Consider the following 17963-nt stretch of genomic DNA (forward strand, 5'->3'; position numbering starts at 1 on the left):
GCATGTTCACCTCCGTCTTCGTCGACCGGCCGCGCCTCGCCATCGTCATCGCGGTCGTCACGGTCATCGCCGGCCTGATCTCGCTCTTTGCGATTCCGGTCGCGCAATATCCCGACATCGTGCCGCCACAGGTCTCGGTGACGACCTCCTATCCCGGCGCATCGGCGGCCGTGGTCGAGTCGACCGTGGCGCAACCGCTCGAAGCCCAGATCGTCGGCACCGACAAGATGCTCTACATGAAGAGCGTCAGCGGCAATGACGGCAGCTATTCGCTGAAGATCTCGTTCGAGCTCGGCACCGATCCCGACATCAACACCGTCAACGTCAACAATCGCGTCCAGATCGCGCTGTCGAAGCTGCCCGAGGAGGTCAAGCGCAACGGCGTGACGGTGAAGAAGCAGTCCTCGGCGCTGCTCGGGGTCATCGCGGTCTACTCGCCGAAGAAGACCTACGACAACCTCTTCGTCTCGAACTACACCACCATCAACCTGCTCGATGCGATCCGCTCGACCCCGGGGGTCGGCGACGCCTCGCTGTTCGGCGCGCAGGACTATTCGATGCGCGCCTGGGTCCGCACCGACGCCCTGACCGGGCTCGGCCTGACCACCGGCGACATCATCAACGCCATCCAGTCGCAGAACACCCAGGCCGCGGTCGGCCGCATCGGCGCACGTCCGATCTCCGACGACCAGCAGCTTCAGCTCAACATCCAGACCAAAGGCAGGCTGAGCTCGCCGCAGGAATTCGAGAAGATCGTGGTGCGCACCAACCCGGACGGGTCGGTGCTGCGGCTCTCCGATGTCGCGCGCATCGAGCTCGGTGCCGCCAATCTCGACCGCGAGACCCGCCTCAACAGCGGCCCGGCCGTGCTGATCGGCATCTACCAGTCGCCGGGCGCCAACGCCATCGCGGCGCTCGATGCGGTCAAGAAGACCGTCGGCGACATCGCCCGCAATTTCCCGGAAGACCTCGCCTGGAAGGTGACCTACGACCCGACCGCCTTCGTCACCGCGACCATCGACGAGGTCAAGAAGACGCTGATCGAGGCGTTCATCCTCGTCATCATCGTCGTCTTCCTCTTCCTCGGCAGCTTCCGCGCCACCCTGATCCCGACCTTCGCCGTCCCGGTCAGCCTCATCGGCACCTTCATCGTGCTGAACGCCATCGGCTACTCCGCCAATACGGTCTCGCTGCTCGCCGTCGTGCTCGCCATCGGCATCGTCGTCGACGACGCGATCGTCGTCGTCGAGAATGTCGAGCGCGTGATGGAGGAGCATCCCGAGCTTTCGCCGGCCGATGCGACCAAGCGCGCCATGGGCGAGATCGTGGCGCCGATCATCGCGATCACGCTGGTGCTGCTCTCGGTCTTCGTGCCCGTCGCCTTCATCCCCGGCATTTCGGGCGAACTCTTCCGCCAGTTCGCCGTCACCGTCGCGGTCGCGATGCTGATCTCGGCGATCAATGCACTGACCCTGTCGCCGGCGCTCTGCGGCGTTCTGCTCAAGCCGCATCACGGCCCGCGGCGCGGCCCGATCGGCCATGTCATGCGCGGCATCGACTGGACGCGCGATCGCTATGGCGACCTCGTCGCCCGGCTGGTGCGCATCTCGCTGATCAGCCTGGCGCTGACCGCGGCCTTCGGTGCCGCGATCTACGGCATGGGGCGCATCACACCGACCGGCTTCCTGCCGGAGGACGACCAGGGCGCCTTCTTCGTCGTCGCGCAATTGCCCGACGGCGCCTCGGTCGGCCGCACTGCCGCCGTCGCCGCCGAGGTCGAGAAGATCCTCAAGGCCGAGCCGACGGTCGAGGATTACTCGACCATCATCGGGCTGAACTTCATCGACGGGAACTCGCAGTCCAATGCCGGCTTCTTCCTCGTCACGCTGAAACCCTTCGCGGATCGCAAGGGTGCCGACCAGAGCGCCAACGCGGTCCTCGCCCGCGTCGCGCAGAAGCTGCGGGCGGTACGCGGCGGCGCCGTGGTGCCGATCGCGCCGCCACCGATCGTCGGCCTCGGCACCGGCGGCGGCTTCACCTATGTGCTGCAGGACATGGGCGGCTCCGATCCCAAGGCGCTCGCCCGTACGCTGCGCGGCCTGACCATCGCCGCCAATCAGGACCCGCAGCTGAGCCGCGTCTTCTCGACCTTCTCGGACACGACGCCCTCGGTCTTCCTCGACATCGACCGCGACAAGGTCCAGATTCTCGGCGTCGAGCTGAGCACCCTGTTCCAGTCGCTCCAGGCCTCGCTCGGCGGCTACTATGTCAACGACATCAACCTTTTCGGCCGCACCTGGCAGGTCCAGATCCAGGCCGACGGCGCCGACCGCAAGTCGATCGACGACATCTACCGCATCAATGTCCGCAGCCGCGACGGCAGCATGATCCCGCTGCGCAGCCTGCTCGAGGCACGCATCATCGTCGGGCCGCAGGCGCTGATCCGCTACAATAACCGCCTCGCCGTCACGATACAGGGCTCGCCGGCGCCGGGGGTCTCCTCCGGCCAGGCGCTGGCGGCGATGGAGCAGGTCGCGGCGAAGACGTTGCCGGCGGGCTATCGCGGCGACTGGACCGACGTCTCCTTCCAGGAGAAGCGGGCCGAGGGCCAGACGGGGATGATCCTCGCTTTCGCCCTGCTCTTTGCCTATCTCTTCCTGGTCGCGCTCTATGAGAGCTGGACGATCCCCGTGCCCGTCCTGCTCTCGGTCGCGGTCGGCGTGCTCGGCGCCTTCGTCGGCATCGTCATCGGCGGGCTGACGCTCGACCTCTATGCCCAGATCGGCATCGTCGTGCTGATCGGCCTCGCGGCCAAGAACGGCATCCTGATCGTCGAATTCGCCAAGGAGCAGCGCGAAAAGGGGCTTCCCCTCCTAGACGCGGCGACGCTGGGCGCGCGCCTGCGCTTCCGGCCGGTGATGATGACCTCGCTCGCCTTCATCCTCGGCCTCCTGCCGCTGGTGATTGCGGAGGGGCCCTCGATGCTCGCCAGACGCAATGTCGGCACGCCGGTCTTCGGCGGCATGATCGCGGCGGCCGTGATCGGCATCTTCCTGATCCCGGCGCTCTACGTCATCTTCCAGTCGCTGCGCGAGCGCTTCCGCCCGGCCTCCAGGCCGAAGGTCGAGCGCGAACCCGACCCGGCGCAGTAGCGCCGGGTCTTACTCCCGGTCGATCGGCCAGGCCTCGAACACGTCGAGCGCCTCGCAGGCCTTGGCCTGTGCGGCGAGCGCCGGCCAGCGCGCTTCGTCGACGAACTCCGGGATGACGAAACGGCAGAAGCCCCAGGCGATCGCCGCCGCGATGTCGCCCGGCCGCAATTCCGGACCGGCGGCGAGCTCGCCGCGCCGCGCCGCTTGGTCGAGCAGATCGAGCGCCGTATGCAGCTGCGTCAGAATGCGCTCCTGCCAGTTGGCGTAGCGGCGCTCTTCCGGACGCTTGCGCTCGTATTCGACCGAAACCGCCTTGTCGGCGGCAACGATGCCGATGCCGGTCAGGCTGAGGTCCCGCACCCGTGCGGCCGGGTCGGCGGGCCGCAATGAGCGTCCGGCGACATCCTCGAAATGCTGGATGATCAGCAGCGATTCACTGATCACCGTACCATCATCGGCGACCAGCGTCGGCGCCTTGATCAGCGGATTGATCTTGCTGAACTCCGGCATGTGCCGGAACACCGAGACCGAGCGGTGCTCGAATTCGAGCCCGAGCAAGGTTCCGGTGATCGCGGCACGCCGCACATAGGGGCTGTCGAGCATTCCAACCAGCAGCATCACGATCTCCCGCTTCGATGGGCCGCAACACTGCCTTTGCGAAAGACGGCTGGCACGTGAAATCGGGTGAAGTGCAACTTCACGCAGCTTGATGTTCGTCCTCGCCAGATCCGACCATCTGCGCATGCTGATCCAGCACCTTCCGGCAGGGATCCCAGGTCGCGGCGGAGCCGAAGCGTTCGACCAGGAGATCGGTGAGCACGCGGACCTTGCCGGAGACATAGGCGCCCGGCGGACGCACGACATAAAGCCCGCTTTCCGGCAGCGGAAACTCGACCAGGACGGGCTCGACCCGGCCGGCGCGAATCGCCTCGCCGGCAATGAAGCTCGGCAGCAGGGCGAGACCCAGCCCGGCCTCCGCCCATTGCAGCAAGGTGTCGCCATTATCGGAACGAAGCCGCCCGCTCGGCCGGACGGAGACAAGCCGCCGATTGACCTTGAAATTCCAGTCGGGCACCGCCCCGCCGGTATAGATCAGGCATTCATGGCCGGTGAGATCGGCCGGCGTCGCCGGGCGGCCATGCCCGGCAAGGTAGGCGGGACTGCCGACGACGATGCCGCGCACGGAGGTGATCCGACGCGCCACCAGGCTGGAATCCTTCAGCACGCCGATCCGGATCGCCATGTCGAAGCGCTCGGAGATCAGGTCGACCTGCCGGTCGCTGGCCTCGGCATCGATCTCGAGCCGGGGATGCCGGCGCGCCAACTCGGCCAGCACCGGCGCGGCATGGTGGATGCCGAAGGAGAGCGGCATGCTCAGCCGCAGGCGGCCCGCGACCCCGCCGGCCTGCAGCGCCACCGCTTCGCGGGCTTCTGTCAGCTCGGCCAAGATGCGCTCGCCGCGCGCCTTGAACTCGAGCCCCGCTTCGGTCGGGCTGACGCCGCGGGTGGTACGGCTCAGAAGTCTGGTGCCGAGATCGGCCTCCAGCCGCGCCACGCGGCGACTGACGATCGATTTCGACAGGCCGAGGCTACGCCCGGCCCGGCCGAAGCCTCCGGAATCGACCACGGCGACGAAGCTGCGGATATCGTCGAGCTCGGACATGCAGGCGTTCCCCCGCTAGCAACAGATTGGTGCCCAATATGGGCATTCCGATGCAGCAAGTGAACCGCTACCTCTCCCTCATCAAGTCCCGCCTTCGCCGGGACGGCGCCTGTGCAGGCGCTCAGGGAAACCCGTCCTGTCTCATCGGTCCACCGACGTGACATGCGTTCGCATATGAGGAAGCCATGCTCGACAAGCTCAAGAAGCGCCGTACGCAATACGCTCTCGGCAAGAATCTGCCGATCCCCGAAGCGCAGGTGGATGCCCTGATCAGGGAAGCGATCCGACTGTCTCCCTCCAGCTTCAACTCGCAGAGCTCGCGCGCCGTCATTCTCTTCGGCAAGGAGAGCGACAAGTTCTGGAACATCACGCGGGAGGCGCTTCGCGCCGTCGTGCCGGCCGCCGATTTCGAGGGAACGAGCAAGAAGATCGACAGCTTCGCGAACGGTGCGGGAACCGTGTTGTTCTTCGAGGATCAGGAGCCGGTCAAGGCGCTCCAGGCCAGCTTCCCACTCTACGCGCACAACTTCCCGATCTGGTCGGAACATTCGACCGGTATCGCGCAGCTGGCCGTGTGGACGACGCTCGCCGACGCCGATATCGGTGCGAGCCTCCAGCATTACCATCCGCTCGTCGACGCAGACGTCGCCAAGGCCTGGAACATCCCTGCGTCCTGGAAGCTGACCGCGCAGATGCCCTTCGGCTCCAATGAAGCGGCTTTCCCGGAGAAGACCTTCATCGATGACGAGGTCCGGTTCCGGACCCATAGCTGACAGCCGCCCGCAAGACCGCCCAGGAAAGCGCCGGTCTCGGATGATCCGAGGCCGGCGTTTTCCGTCATGAATTGACGGCGCAGGAGCGATGGCCGACAGGGCTGCCAACTGAGAACGCACCCGCAGGAGCTTCGCGATGGCCGAGAACAGGACGCCTGACACCGTCGGTGCCGGCAGCAGGCCCGATCGCTCCGAGTTGGCCGCTCTGGCCGCCCGGGAGCAACCAGCCCGCCTTTCCGGCTGCGACCTGCAGGGGCTCGACCTGTCGCGGCTGGACTTTTCCGACTGGACCTTCGAGCGCTGCAATCTCCAGCACGCACAACTGAAGGGCGCCATTCTGGAGCGCACGAGCTGGACATCGTGCAGTGCCGCCTTCGCCGACATGACCGCAGCGGACCTGACCGAGGCCAAACTCACGTCCTGCGACCTCAATAATGCCGGGTTGCGCGGGGCGAAGCTCACCGCCGCATCCTTCATCGGCTGCAAGCTCACGGGCGCAACCCTTACGGAAACCCGGTCGCTGGACACCTGCTTCCGCGACACGCTTTTGGTCTACGCCAAGCTCCGCGGCATGTCGTTTCGCGGGATGCACCTCGAGGGCGTCGACTTCTCGCAGGCCGATCTCGGCGACTGCGATTTCCGCGACGCGATCCTCGCAGGCGTCAGCCTGCGCGAAGCCTCGCTGAAAGGCGCGCGCTTTCAGGGCGCAGATCTGCGCGGCGCCGATCTCGGTGGACTGCGGCTCGGCGATGCCGCCGCCTTCAAGGGCGCGACGATCTCGCGTGAACAAGCCGGGCAGTTGCTGCGGGAATTCGGGCTGAACGTCCGGTAGCGGACAGCGCCAGGGCCGGACGGCCTCGATCGCCTGACGACAGGGGCAGTCCGGCTGGCAATAGGCGGGTTGGCGCTCGACGCGCCGCCCGGATCAGGGCGTCTCGCCGACGGCCTGCAGATAGAGGTCGAGGATCGCCTCCTCTTCCTTGCGCTCGTCGAGGTCGCGCTTGCGCAGCGCGATCACCTTGCGCAGCACCTTGACGTCGTAGCCATTGGCCTTGGCCTCGGAATAGACCTCCTTGATGTCGTCGGAGATCGTCTTCTTCTCTTCCTCGAGCCGCTCGATGCGCTGCACGATGCTAAGCAGCTGATCGCCTGCAACCGGATCGTCCATTCTCAAACCCTTCTTCGAAAATTGGTCGCAGGGGTTCGCCCGGATGGGCCGCGAGGTCAAGCGGGAAGCGGCCGGATTTCACATTTCTCGCGCGATTGCGAGGCTCGCGGGCAACAAGCGCGCCAGCCGCCTGCCCCAGGCGCGCGCCGCGTGCGGCTGGCCGATCAGGTCCTGGCGGATCTCGATCAGCGCGTCGAGCAGGCCGCGCCGCGTCGCATGCCGGTCGATCGTGTCGCCCGGCAGCCCGCCCTTATAGGGCTCGTTGTCGCCGACGATCAGATCGCCTTTGTTCTGCAGCGCCGCGATCAGCGCCTGCGCCAGCCGGCCCTCGCGGTCCCAGAGCACACCGGCATGCCAGGGGCGGGGCACGCCCTTCCAGAACGGCGTGAAGGAATGCAGCGAGACGATCGCCGGCGGGTGTCCAGCCGCGATCGCGGCCTCGACCGCCGCGTCGATGGCGGCGTCATAGGGCGCGTAATAGCGGAGGATCCGCTCGGCGATGCCGGCCTCGTCGATCCGGGCGTTGCCGGGCACGAGCGCGCCATCCGAAATGCGCATCACCAGGGTCGGGTCATCGCGCCCGCGATTGGGATCGATCAGGAGGCGCGAGAAATTGCTCAGCACCGCCGGCGCGCCCAGCGCCGCCGCCATGGCCCGCGTCATCTCGGCCGCGCCGATATCGTAGGCGATATGGCGTTCGAGCTGCTGGGCCGGCAGGCCGAGCCCGTCGAGCTCGGCAGGAATGGCGTTGGTGGCGTGGTCACAGAGCAGCAGCACGCCGGTCGCCGGATCGCCCGGGATGATCTCGACCTCGCCCGGGAGCAACGGGACAGCATCGTTCGGCAAGGCCATCTGCGTCCCCATTCCGCCCTCGGAACCGCCCAGCAAATCGCGGATGACGCCCGCGCGCCAGCGACATAGAAGGGGCTGAGACGAAAGTCGATTGGCATGATCGGATTCGCGGGAAGGCCGACGGTTTGCAACAGCTTCGCAAGGCAATCGAACAGCGGCGCAAAGTGGCGCGGACGATCTTCGACGCCGCCGTGGCGCGCGCCCATCCGAGCAGCTGGCTCGCCGGGCACCTGCCCAAGCCTCCCCCGTCCGGCCGCCTGATCCTGCTCGCCGCCGGCAAGGCCGCCGGCAGCATGACCGCGCTCGCCGAAGCGCATTATCTCGACACGCTCGGCCTCGCGCCCGAACGCCTGCTCGGCCACGCCGTCGCCCGGCACGGCTACGAGACCAAGACCCGCCACATCCCGATGGTCGCCGCCGGCCATCCGGTACCGGACGAAGGCAGCATCGCCAGCGCCGAGCGCGCGCTCGCTCTCGCCCAGGGCGCAACGGCCGACGATCTCGTCCTCGTCCTGCTCTCCGGCGGCGGATCGGCCAACTGGGTCGCACCGGCCGGCACGCTCACGCTGGCCGAGAAGCAGGCCGTCAACAAGGCGCTACTGCGCTCGGGCGCGCCGATCGGCGAGATGAACATCGTGCGCAAGCGGCTCTCGCGCATCAAGGGCGGCAGGCTTGCCCTCGCCGCCGCCCCAGCACGGCTTTTGACCATCGCGGTCTCCGACGTGCCGCATGATGACCCGGCCGCCATCGCCTCGGGCCCGACCGTGCCCGACCCCAGCACCATGGCCGATGCCCGCGCCATCGTCGCCCGCTACGGGCTGAAGCTGCCGCCGGCGGCCGAGGCACTCCTCGCCGACGAGGCCAACGAGACGCCGAAGCCCGGCCATCCCGCCTTTGCCGGCAGCGACTACCGCATCGTCGCCCGCCCGGCCGACGCGATCGCCGCCGCGGTGGCGGCCGCCCGCGCCGCCGGTTACGAACCGATCGATCTCGGGCCCGATCTCGAAGGCGAGGCCCGCGAGGTCGCGCAGCGGCAGGCCCGGCAGGCCCTTGCATTGAAGGCGGAAGGCCGGCGCGCCGCGCTGATCTCGGGTGGCGAACTCACCGTCACCATCGCCGGCAAGGGCCGTGGCGGCCCGAACCAGGAGTTCGCATTGGCGCTGGCCATCGCGCTCGCCAGCGAGCCGGGCATCGTCGCGCTCATCGGCGACACCGACGGCACCGATGGCGGCGGCGGCGAAGCCAGCGATCCGGCGGGCGCGATCATCGACGAGACGACGCTGGCACGCGCCCGCGCGCTCGGCCTCGATCCCGCCCAATCGCTGCGCGACAATGATTCGACCGGCTTCTTCGAAGGCCTTGGCGACCTGCTGCGGACCGGCCCGACCCTGACCAATGTCAACGATTGCCGCGTAATCCTGATCGATCCATGATTTTGAGCGCACGCTTCGCCCGATCCGGGCTTCGCCTCGCCTTGCCGGCAGCGCTCCTGCTCGCAGGCGCCGTCCCGGCGCTGGCTGATCTGCGCATGTGCAACACCACGGGCAGCCGCGTCGGCGTCGCCATCGGCTATCGCGACGCCCAGGGTTGGGTCACCGAAGGCTGGTGGAACATCGCGCCGCGGGCCTGCGAGACCCTGCTGCGCGGCACGCTGGCGGCACGCTTCTACTATGTCCACGCCGTCGACTACGACAAGGGCGGCGAATGGACCGGCAAGTCGATCATGTGCACCCGCAACAAGGAGTTCACCATCCGCGGCATCGAGGATTGCCTGTCGCGCGGCTATGACCGCTCGGGCTTCTTCGAGGTCGACACCGGCGAGCAGAAGGGCTGGACGATCCAGTTGACCGACACCCCCGGAGCAGCGCCGCCGCGGCCTTGACCGCGATAGCCTTTCCAGTTCCGGGCGAGCGCAGAATCTTGCGTCTGCGCTTGCCCTGGAGCCACGAATAAGCGACGGAACGACCGGACGCAGAACGAACTGCGCGAACAAGGAGAAACGACCCAATGTGGCGGGAACGACGGATCAAGATCATCGCGACATTGGGGCCCGCCTCCTCCACGCCGGAGATGTGTGCGAAACTTTTCCAGGCCGGCGTCGACGTTTTCCGGATCAACATGAGCCATACCCAACGCGAGACGCTGCCCGAGAAGGTCGCGATGCTGCGGGCGCTGGAGACGCAGTTCCGGCGTCCGGTCGGCATCCTCGCCGATCTGCAGGGGCCGAAGCTGCGCGTCGGCCAGTTCGGTGGCGATGGCGGCGTGCTGCTGGAGAACGGCGCGCGTTTCACCCTCGATTCAGATCCTGCCCCCGGCACGGTCAAGCGCGTCCACCTGCCCCATCCGGAAATCCTCTCGGCGCTGGAGCCCGGTCACAACCTGATCCTCGATGACGGCAAGATCCGGCTCGTGGTCGAGAAGGCCTCGGAGAAGCAGGCCGTCACCAAGGTCACGGTCGGCGGCCGGCTGTCCTCGCGCAAGGGCATCAGCCTGCCCGACACCACGATTGCGGTCTCGGCGATGACCGACAAGGACCGCTCCGACGCCGAGGCGGCGGCCGAGGCCGGCGTCGACTGGATCGCACTCTCCTTCGTGCAGCGGCCCGAGGACATGGCCGATCTCCGCAAGATCGTGCGCGGCCGCGCGCTCGCCCTGGCCAAGATCGAGAAGCCGCAGGCGCTGCTGCGGCTCGAGGAAATCATCGATGCCTCCGACGCGATCATGGTCGCGCGCGGCGATCTCGGCGTCGAGATGCCGCTCGAGAAGGTTCCCGGCACGCAGAAGCGCATCACCCGCCTGTCGCGGCGCATGGGCAAGCCGGTGGTGGTCGCGACCCAGATGCTGGAGAGCATGATCACCGCCCCGGTGCCGACCCGCGCCGAGGTCTCCGATGTCGCGACCGCCGTCTTCGAGGGCGCCGACGCCGTGATGCTTTCGGCCGAGAGCGCCGCCGGCCAATTCCCGGTCGAAGCCGTCACGATGATGAACCGCATCGCCGAGGAGGTCGAGAACGACACGACCTATCGCTCGATCCTCGACGCGCAGCGCGCCGAGCCGGAGGCGACCGGCGCCGACGCCATCGCCAAGGCCGCCCATGAGATCGCCTCTGCCCTGCACCTGAAGGCGATCGCGGCCTGGACCTCCTCGGGCTCGACCGCCTTCCGCCTCGCCCGCGAGCGGCCGAATTCGACGGTCGTCGCGCTGACGCCCAACCGCGCGACGGCACGCCGCCTGACCCTGGTCTGGGGCGTGCATGCGGTCGTCACCAAGGACGCCAGCGACAATGACGACATGGCCTTCCGCGCCTGCAAATTCGCGGTGCGCGAGGGCTATGCGGCGCTCGGCGACCGCATCATCGTCGTCGCCGGCGTCCCTTTCGGCACGCCGGGTGCGACCAACATGGTCCGCATCGCCTTCGTGGCGAAGGAGCATGTCGAACAGGCGTGAGGACGTCTCTTCGCGCTTGCTGAGGAAGCACGCCGTCTTTCCGGGGTTTCCCGCAGCGAAGAGCCCGGCCCCCATGAATACCACGGCCGGCAGCAAGACTGTCGGTCGTGCTGCTTTCTCGAAAACGCATCGAGGTCATGGGTTCCGGGCTCGGGCCTTGCGGCCTGCCCCGGAATGACCCTGTGCCGCCGCCCGCCATTCCCCTGCGGCCGCCCCTGCTCTACTGCTTGAGCGATCCTTCCAGCAGCCCGCGACGCCCATGGCCATCACCGACATCGCCTCACGGACCTACAACCACAGCTGGCGGCTCGACCCGATCGTGCGCAGCCTGCTCGACACCGATTTCTACAAGCTCCTGATGCTGCAGATGATCAGGAGCTTCCACCCGAAGGTCGAGGTCACCTTCGGGCTGATCAACCGCAGCAAGGCGATCCGGCTCGCCGAGGTGATCGACGAAGGTGAGCTGCGCGCCCAGCTCGACCATGCCCGGGAACTGCGCTTCACCAAGAAGGAGCTGATCTGGCTCGCCGGCAACAGCTTCTACGGCAAGACCCAGATGTTCACGCCGGATTTCATCGCCTGGCTCGCCGAGTTCCGCCTGCCCGATTACGAGCTGCGCAAGGTCGACGGGCAATACGAGCTGACCTTCGCCGGCCCCTGGACCCATTCGATGATGTGGGAGATCCCGGCCCTCGCCATCGTCAACGAGCTGCGCTCGCGCCAGGCCCTGAAGGGCTGGGGGCGCTTCGCGCTCGACGTGCTCTATGCCCGCGCCAAGTCGAAGCTCTGGGACAAGGTCGAGCGGCTGAAGAAGCTGCCCGATCTGCGCATCTCCGATTTCGGCACCCGCCGCCGCCATGGCCATCTCTGGCAGCGCTGGTGCGTCGAGGCGCTGAAGGAGGGCCTCGGGCCGACCTTCACCGGCACCTCGAACGTGCTGCTCGCCATGGAGAACGATCTCGAGGCGATCGGCACCAACGCCCATGAACTGCCGATGGTGCTGGCGGCGCTGGCCGACGGCGACGAGGAACTGCGCGCCGCCCCCTATCGCGTGCTCGACGAATGGCGTCAGGTCTATGCCGGCAACCTCCTGATCGTGCTGCCCGACGCCTTCGGCACCACCGCCTTCCTCGACGACGCCCCCTCCTGGCTCGCCGACTGGACCGGCTTTCGCCCCGACAGCGCCCCACCGATCGAGGCAGGCGAGCAGATCATCGCCTGGTGGAAATCCCAGGGCCGCGATCCCCAGAGCAAGCTGCTGATCTTCTCCGACGGCATGGACATCGACTCGATCGAGGAAGCCTATCACCATTTCCACGGCAGGGTCCGCACCAGCTTCGGCTGGGGCACCAACCTCACCAACGACTTCGTTGGCTGCTCGCCGGTCGGCACGCCCGATCTCGACCCGATCTCGCTGGTCTGCAAGGTCGTCAGCGCCAATGGCCGCCCGGCGGTGAAACTCTCCGACAACCCGAACAAGGCCACGGGCGATCCGGCCGAGATCGCCCGATACCTGCGTATCTTCGGCGGCGCGGATCGCAAGGCGAAGGCGGTCAGGGTCTGAGCCCGCCGCGATCCGCACGGTATCAGCGCTGCGCCGACACCAGCAGCATCATCGGCCGCTCCAGCTCCTCCGCCAGCCCGGGATTCTCCGTGATCTGGGCGGCGGTCGGCGCGAATTCCGCGACATGGCGGAGCGTCCAGCCGGCGGCGATCAGGCCGTTCAGCGTCGTACCGAGCGTCCGGTGATATTTGAGGACGCCGTCGGTGAACCAGTTGGTGCGGCGCTCGCCTTCCACGGCATAACGGTTCACCGGCCAGGTCTTGCGCCCGTCCTCATCGCTCGACCAGCGCGGATGGGCCGCCGCCATGTAGATCGGGTGCTCGATCGTGAAGACGAAATGCGCGCCCGGCGTCAGAGCCTGGTGGATCATGCGGACCAGCCGGCCGAAATCCGCGATATAGTGGAAGGTCAGGGCGCTGTAGGCGAAGTCGAACGCCGCCGGAGGCAGCTCAAGCGTCTCGAGATCGGCGATCTCATAGGCGATCGCGGCATCCGAGGTCTGCGCCCGGGCACGCGCGATCATCTTTTCGGAGACATCCAGACCCGTGACCGATGCGGCGCCCTGTTCGCGCGCCCAGCGCGCGAACCAGCCGAAGCCACAGCCGAGATCGACGACCCGCCTCCCCTTCAGATCGGGGATAAGTGCGCGGATGGCCGGCCATTCCGGCGCCCCGGCGAGGCCGTGGACCTGCCGCGGAAGCTGGCTATAGCCGGCGAAGAATTCGGGATCGTCATAGATGTTCTGTGCCATGAAAGGCTCCATCGGTCATGCGGATGGACGAGGCACAGGCGAAAAGACGGCCTCGTCCGTATCCGGCGAGGCTGCGGGTGCGCGATACGCTTGGACTAACGCGATCGATGCCCCGGCATCCCGCCAGTCGGGATGCCGGCGAGCCGGGCGACAATATGCGTGTCCTTCTCGATCATGCCGGCATTATCTGGAGCAGAGCGAGGGCGTGTCAACGGGCTACCCGATCCGGAACACCCTCCCCGTCCCAGCCTCGCGGTAGAGATCCACCCGCCTGCCGTTCCAGTGATAGTCGAGATGCCGGCCCTGAACCGGATCGTGCGCGAGGTCCGGCCAGAACAGGCCGACGCATTCGCCGTCCGGCCGGCGCACGCTCGGATAGACGACGCCGTCCGAGCCCGACGCCCTGAGCCGCGCGCCCAGCGCCTGCCCGGCCTCGTACCCTTCCGCCAGCAGCAGCGGGCTCGTCCCGACCGCCTCGCCACGCAGATCGTGCAGTGAGCCTTCGACCGAGAGAACGATCTCGCGGAACTGCGAGGTCCAGCCCGGCGGCTCCTGTGTCTTCGCCATGAAGCTTGCATGGTGATGGATCGTCTCGAACAGCGCCGTCTCGAAGACGTCGCCGGCATAGAGCACGCCGAACGAGCCGTCGCTGAACCGGCTCGGCCGGTCGCGGCTGACATGGGTGAAGGGCGCCATCAGGAGGCTCGCCCCGGGGCCGGAGACGCGACGGCCCGGCGGCACCAGATCGAGATTGCCGATCGTCTCCATCAGCCGCGGATTGGTCTTCATCTCGGCCGAGATCAGCAGTGGCCAGTCGGCGGGGTCGGCGATGTCCTCGAACAGATCGATCGGCGGGAAGGCGCTGCGGATGATGCGGACCGCCGCCGAGCACGCGACCGGAACGACCGGAAACTTGCCGGAACTCACCAGAGCCCACGCTCGGCGTCGAGATAGCGCCGCACCCGCATCAGATCGGTGAGTTCGCCATCGAGCATGACCGCGAGCGCCGACTTGCCACCGAAGGCCTCGTTCGCCGCCCTGATCCAGGCATAGCCGCGCTGCGGCTCGCGGAAGATCAGGCGCAGCGCCTTGTGAATGCCCATCAGATTGGAGAGCCGCGCCGCGCCGTCGCGGTCGATCCGGCCGATCTCGCCGGACTTCCAGCGCCGGTAGCTGCGCACCGGCTGGTCGAGCAGCATGGCGGCCTCCTCGTCAGTGACGCCCCAGAGCCGAAACAGATTGACCGCCGCCCGGAACATCGCCGCCGCCTCCTCCTGCGTGATCGCGGCGGGAGAAAACGGCGCAGCAGCGGTATCGACCGGAGAAAGCGCAGTCATGACCAATCCTCCATATGGCATCATATAGATAAATTGATGCCATATGGCAAGTTTAGATCAGCGATTGGCTGGCTCAGCGCCGATCACGAGCCGCTGCGAGCATCGCGTCGATAGCCGCGGCGATCAGCCCCGGCGCGGCATGCTGCGGCATATGACCGACGCCCGGCAGCAGCAGCAGGCGCCCCTGCGGAGCCTCGCGCGCGATCGCAGCCGAATGGATCGTTGGCGAAACGATGGTGTCGGCATCCCCAGCGACCGCCAGCACCGGCACTTCGAGCTCGCGATAGCGCGGCGCCTGATCGGCAAGGAAATCGAAAGCGACAGCCATGTCCTCTGCATTGGATTGCTGAACGTCGGGACGCAGCAGCAGGCGAGCCTCGCCCGCCGCCTCATGGCAAGGCCGTTGCGGGACAAGGCCCGAGACCGCGTCCGTCTCGCCGCCCAGCCGGTAGCGCGCCAGCGGCACGCCGACAACATGGCTGAACAGCGACCCGATCCAGGGCGTAGCGGCGATACGCTGCGACCAGGCGATGCCGCCCGGCCAGGGATGGCTCATGGCGCCGAGCAGCACGAGGCCCTGCAGCCTTTCCGGTCGCTCCAGTGCGATTCGGGACGATATCGCGCCGCCGAGCGAATGCCCGACGAGCACGAAGCGCTCCGGCGCGATCCGGTCGAGCCCCTGCATCAGGGCCTGCGCCTGCCGGCCGGGATCGGCCATCTCACGCCCGCCCAAGCGCTCGCTCCAGCCATGGCCGGGGCGATCCAATGCGATGACGCGATAATTGGAGAGCGTCGGACCGAGCGCCGCGAGCAGATCGGCATGGTTGTCATAGGCGCCATGGAGTAGCACAACCGTACCGCGCGGCTCCCCCGCCGGCCTGCACTCACGATAATGCAGCCGCCCGCCTTCAACCGCGACGAAGGCGCCTCGGGGCGGGTGGCGCGCCTCCACCTCGGCACGGGTGACCTCACTGAAGACAGCGAGGCCGAGCGCGAGGAGCAGGATGGCGATCAGGGCACAACGCAACATTGCCGCTCCATCGCGGGCAATCGCATTGAGTCGCTACGCGAGCGCGACTCAGGCGTCGCGACCGTCGACCTCGATCTTGAGCGCTTCGACGGCCTCCTTGACCGCTTCGAGCTCGGGGTAGATCGCCAGCACCTGCCGATAGGCGATCATGGCGCGCTTGTCGTCGCCCTGCTGGCGCAGGATCGTGCCCAGCCCCATCATCGCGCCATAATGGCGCGGCTCGCGCTTCAGCGTCTCTCCGATGTCGAAAAGCGAGCGAATCGGGTCCCCCAGCAGGAAGAGCGCATTGGCGCGCTGGTTCCAGCCCTCGGCCCAGTCCGGCTCGAGCGTGATCACCCGGTCGAGCAGCTCGATCGCCAGCGGCAGCTCCTGCGCCTTCACGGCCTGCTGCGCCCGGCTCATCAGGAGGTCGGCGGTGTCCGAACCGGAGCGCGCCCAGCGGCGCTGGATCAGATTCGCGATGCCCTTGGCCTCTTCCGGCGTCTTGGCGGCAGCCAGACGCTCGAACAGCTTGTCGAGTGTCGCCGCCGGGCTGCGCGGCGCCGGCGTCTCTGGTTGATTGGGCTTGTCGTCGATGTCGGCCGGCGGCACCGCGCCGTCGCGCGACGGCGGCGCCGGCTGCGCCCAGACGGATAGCGGCACCGTGACGGCAAGCGACAGCGGCACCAGCGCCAAGCGGAGGAAACGGACGAGCCTCATGTCCGTGAATGTAGGCGGCATCGGCCCGGCGTCAATTCACGGGACGGCGAACTCACCGGAAAGCCAGGACGGCCAAGCCAAAAAAGCGGGCCGCACCGAAGTGCAGCCCGCTCTTGTTCCGGTCTGGCATAGTGCCGGTCGACGCGGCGTAAAGCCGCGTCGAAACTCAGCCCTGGCGCGCCTTGAAGCGCTTCTGGACCTTGTTGATGATGTAGACGCGGCCCTTGCGGCGCACGAGCTGGTTGTCGCGATGACGGAGACGCAGCGACTTGAGCGAATTGCGGATCTTCATGGCTCGAACTCCCATCGGCTCGCCCTGCGGCGAAACCGGTCAAAAATTTTGGCGCGACGCGAACCGTTTGACCGGCCCTCATCGAACAAACGACAGCGCGCCTGATGCGATGGCGGCTGTATAAGGACTTTGACGCCGAAAGCAAGGGCGAAGGCGCCGAATTCATCGCCTTTCTCGCGACCGCCCGCCGCCATCCTCCCGCCGTTTTCGCATGACCCGTCTAGCGGCCACAGAATGCGGTGCCTAGAGTGCGCCGCCGCCCCGGCATGCCTTCCGAAGGAGTCCTTCGATGTTCAACGCCAAATCCCTTCTCGATGCGCTCGTCAGCGCCGGCAGCCAGATCGGTGCCCAGGCAGGGCAGCAGGGCGCACAGGGCGGCAGCGGCGGGCTGAGCGGCATGCTCGGCAACATCGCCCAGCAGGTCCAGCAGGCGGGCGGCGCCGGTGGCCTCGCCGGCATGGCCGGCCAGATCTTCGGCCAGGCCACGCAGGGCGTGCAGGACGCCGCCCAGAAGACCGGGCTGCAGCAGGGCGCCACCGACATCGTCGGCCAGATTTCCGGCGGCAAGACGCCGGAGGAGTTACTCGCCCAGGCGAAGGGCATGTTCGGCAACAACCAGCTGGCCGCCGGCGCGGTCCTCGGTGGCCTAGGCGCGCTGATCTTCGGCACCTCGGCCGGGCGCTCCATTGCCGGCTCCGCCGTCAAGGTCGGCGGCCTCGCTCTGGTCGGCGGCCTCGCCTACAAGGCCTACCAGAACTATCAGGCCGGCAAGCCGCTGCTCGGCGCCGAGCAGCGAGTCCTGCTGCCAGCCCCCGCCGGCTCGGGCTTCGAGCCGGAAGCCGCGAGCGACGCCAATGCGCTGATCTTCATCCGCGCCATGATCGCCGCCTCGGCATCGGACGGCCATATCGACGACAGCGAGCGTGGCGCCATTCTCGGCGGCCTGCGCGAGGCCGGCTTCGACCCGGAGGCAAATGCCTGGCTCGCCAACGAGATGGCGAATCCCGCCTCGGTCGACGAGCTGGTCGAGGGCGCCGAGTCGCCGGAGCTCGCGGCGCAGATCTACACCGCGGCCCGAATCGCCATCAATCCGGACAAGCCGGCGGAAAAGGACTTCCTCGCCGGCCTCGCCGGCTCCCTCGGCCTCGATGCCGAGCTGGTGGCCAATATCGACGCCGCCGCGAGTGCAGCGAAGGTCTGAGGCCGGCAGGGGACGCCCCCCCCGATCAGCCGTC

Annotated in this window: 18 protein-coding genes; 8 read left to right on the forward strand and 10 right to left on the reverse strand. The window is 67.6% G+C overall.

Features of this window, described 5'->3' with window-relative positions; all coding sequences use genetic code 11:
* Positions 1 to 2: 2 nt before the first annotated feature.
* Entirely contained in the window at positions 3 to 3152 is a 3150-nt protein-coding gene (locus J0J10_RS06460) for an efflux RND transporter permease subunit (RefSeq protein ID WP_291637643.1), read from the forward strand.
* A gap of 9 nt (positions 3153 to 3161) precedes the next feature.
* Here the strand turns inward: J0J10_RS06460 and J0J10_RS06465 are convergent, their stop codons facing one another.
* Entirely contained in the window at positions 3162 to 3770 is a 609-nt protein-coding gene (locus J0J10_RS06465; RefSeq protein ID WP_291645770.1) for a glutathione S-transferase family protein, read from the reverse strand.
* 79 nt (positions 3771 to 3849) lie between these two features.
* Positions 3850 to 4815: a LysR family transcriptional regulator gene (locus J0J10_RS06470; RefSeq protein ID WP_291637639.1), complete on the reverse strand. Its 966-nt coding sequence runs from the start codon at positions 4813 to 4815 to the stop codon at positions 3850 to 3852.
* Between the two features lie 185 nt (positions 4816 to 5000).
* Between J0J10_RS06470 and J0J10_RS06475 the strand changes: the two genes are divergently transcribed.
* Complete coding sequence (locus tag J0J10_RS06475; protein ID WP_291645771.1) at positions 5001 to 5588, forward strand: nitroreductase family protein; 588 nt, start codon at positions 5001 to 5003, stop codon at positions 5586 to 5588.
* Between the two features lie 136 nt (positions 5589 to 5724).
* Positions 5725 to 6420 (forward strand): pentapeptide repeat-containing protein, encoded by a 696-nt coding sequence (locus J0J10_RS06480; protein WP_291645772.1) that lies wholly within the window; start codon positions 5725 to 5727, stop codon positions 6418 to 6420.
* 93 nt (positions 6421 to 6513) lie between these two features.
* On the opposite strand, the gene J0J10_RS06485 is transcribed toward J0J10_RS06480, so the two are convergent.
* A complete protein-coding gene (locus J0J10_RS06485) occupies positions 6514 to 6756 on the reverse strand; it encodes a DUF2312 domain-containing protein (RefSeq protein ID WP_066477463.1) in 243 nt (80 codons plus the stop codon).
* A gap of 78 nt (positions 6757 to 6834) precedes the next feature.
* On the reverse strand, positions 6835 to 7620 hold the full coding sequence (locus J0J10_RS06490) for an N-formylglutamate amidohydrolase (RefSeq protein ID WP_291645773.1): 786 nt from the start codon (positions 7618 to 7620) through the stop codon (positions 6835 to 6837).
* A 113-nt stretch (positions 7621 to 7733) separates the two neighbouring features.
* Here J0J10_RS06490 and J0J10_RS06495 point away from each other — a divergent pair, with 113 nt between their 5' ends.
* The 4 genes from J0J10_RS06495 to pncB all read left to right on the forward strand — a co-directional run bounded on the left by J0J10_RS06495 (position 7734) and on the right by pncB (position 12619).
* Positions 7734 to 9041, forward strand: coding sequence for a glycerate kinase type-2 family protein (locus J0J10_RS06495; RefSeq protein ID WP_291645774.1), 1308 nt, complete (start codon positions 7734 to 7736; stop codon positions 9039 to 9041).
* On the forward strand, positions 9038 to 9490 hold the full coding sequence (locus J0J10_RS06500) for a DUF1036 domain-containing protein (RefSeq protein WP_291645775.1): 453 nt from the start codon (positions 9038 to 9040) through the stop codon (positions 9488 to 9490). The genes J0J10_RS06495 and J0J10_RS06500 overlap by 4 nt, the downstream gene beginning before the upstream one ends.
* 125 nt (positions 9491 to 9615) lie before the next feature.
* Positions 9616 to 11055: a pyruvate kinase gene (pyk, locus tag J0J10_RS06505; protein ID WP_291645776.1), complete on the forward strand. Its 1440-nt coding sequence runs from the start codon at positions 9616 to 9618 to the stop codon at positions 11053 to 11055.
* A gap of 259 nt (positions 11056 to 11314) precedes the next feature.
* On the forward strand, positions 11315 to 12619 hold the full coding sequence (gene pncB / locus J0J10_RS06510; protein WP_291645777.1) for a nicotinate phosphoribosyltransferase: 1305 nt from the start codon (positions 11315 to 11317) through the stop codon (positions 12617 to 12619).
* A gap of 22 nt (positions 12620 to 12641) precedes the next feature.
* On the opposite strand, the gene J0J10_RS06515 is transcribed toward pncB, so the two are convergent.
* From J0J10_RS06515 to ykgO, 6 genes are all read right to left on the reverse strand, one after another.
* Positions 12642 to 13370: a class I SAM-dependent methyltransferase gene (locus tag J0J10_RS06515; protein WP_291645778.1), complete on the reverse strand. Its 729-nt coding sequence runs from the start codon at positions 13368 to 13370 to the stop codon at positions 12642 to 12644.
* Between the two features lie 216 nt (positions 13371 to 13586).
* Positions 13587 to 14300, reverse strand: a complete 714-nt coding sequence (locus J0J10_RS06520) for an RES family NAD+ phosphorylase (RefSeq protein WP_465247165.1) — start codon at positions 14298 to 14300, stop codon at positions 13587 to 13589.
* Positions 14294 to 14707: an MbcA/ParS/Xre antitoxin family protein gene (locus tag J0J10_RS06525; RefSeq protein WP_291637619.1), complete on the reverse strand. Its 414-nt coding sequence runs from the start codon at positions 14705 to 14707 to the stop codon at positions 14294 to 14296. Before J0J10_RS06525 ends, J0J10_RS06520 begins: the two co-directional genes overlap by 7 nt.
* A gap of 73 nt (positions 14708 to 14780) precedes the next feature.
* Positions 14781 to 15737, reverse strand: coding sequence for an alpha/beta fold hydrolase (locus J0J10_RS06530; protein ID WP_291645779.1), 957 nt, complete (start codon positions 15735 to 15737; stop codon positions 14781 to 14783).
* A 48-nt stretch (positions 15738 to 15785) separates the two neighbouring features.
* Complete coding sequence (locus J0J10_RS06535; RefSeq protein WP_291645780.1) at positions 15786 to 16436, reverse strand: tetratricopeptide repeat protein; 651 nt, start codon at positions 16434 to 16436, stop codon at positions 15786 to 15788.
* A 166-nt stretch (positions 16437 to 16602) separates the two neighbouring features.
* Entirely contained in the window at positions 16603 to 16728 is a 126-nt protein-coding gene (ykgO, locus tag J0J10_RS06540; RefSeq protein WP_114828362.1) for a type B 50S ribosomal protein L36, read from the reverse strand.
* Positions 16729 to 17017: 289 nt separating this feature from the next.
* On the opposite strand from ykgO, the gene J0J10_RS06545 reads away from it, so the two are divergent.
* A complete protein-coding gene (locus J0J10_RS06545) occupies positions 17018 to 17929 on the forward strand; it encodes a tellurite resistance TerB family protein (RefSeq protein WP_291637611.1) in 912 nt (303 codons plus the stop codon).
* The last annotated feature ends 34 nt before the right edge of the window (positions 17930 to 17963 follow it).

The organism is Allobosea sp. (assembly GCF_017308075.1).
Classification (GTDB): Bacteria; Pseudomonadota; Alphaproteobacteria; order Rhizobiales; family Beijerinckiaceae; genus Allobosea.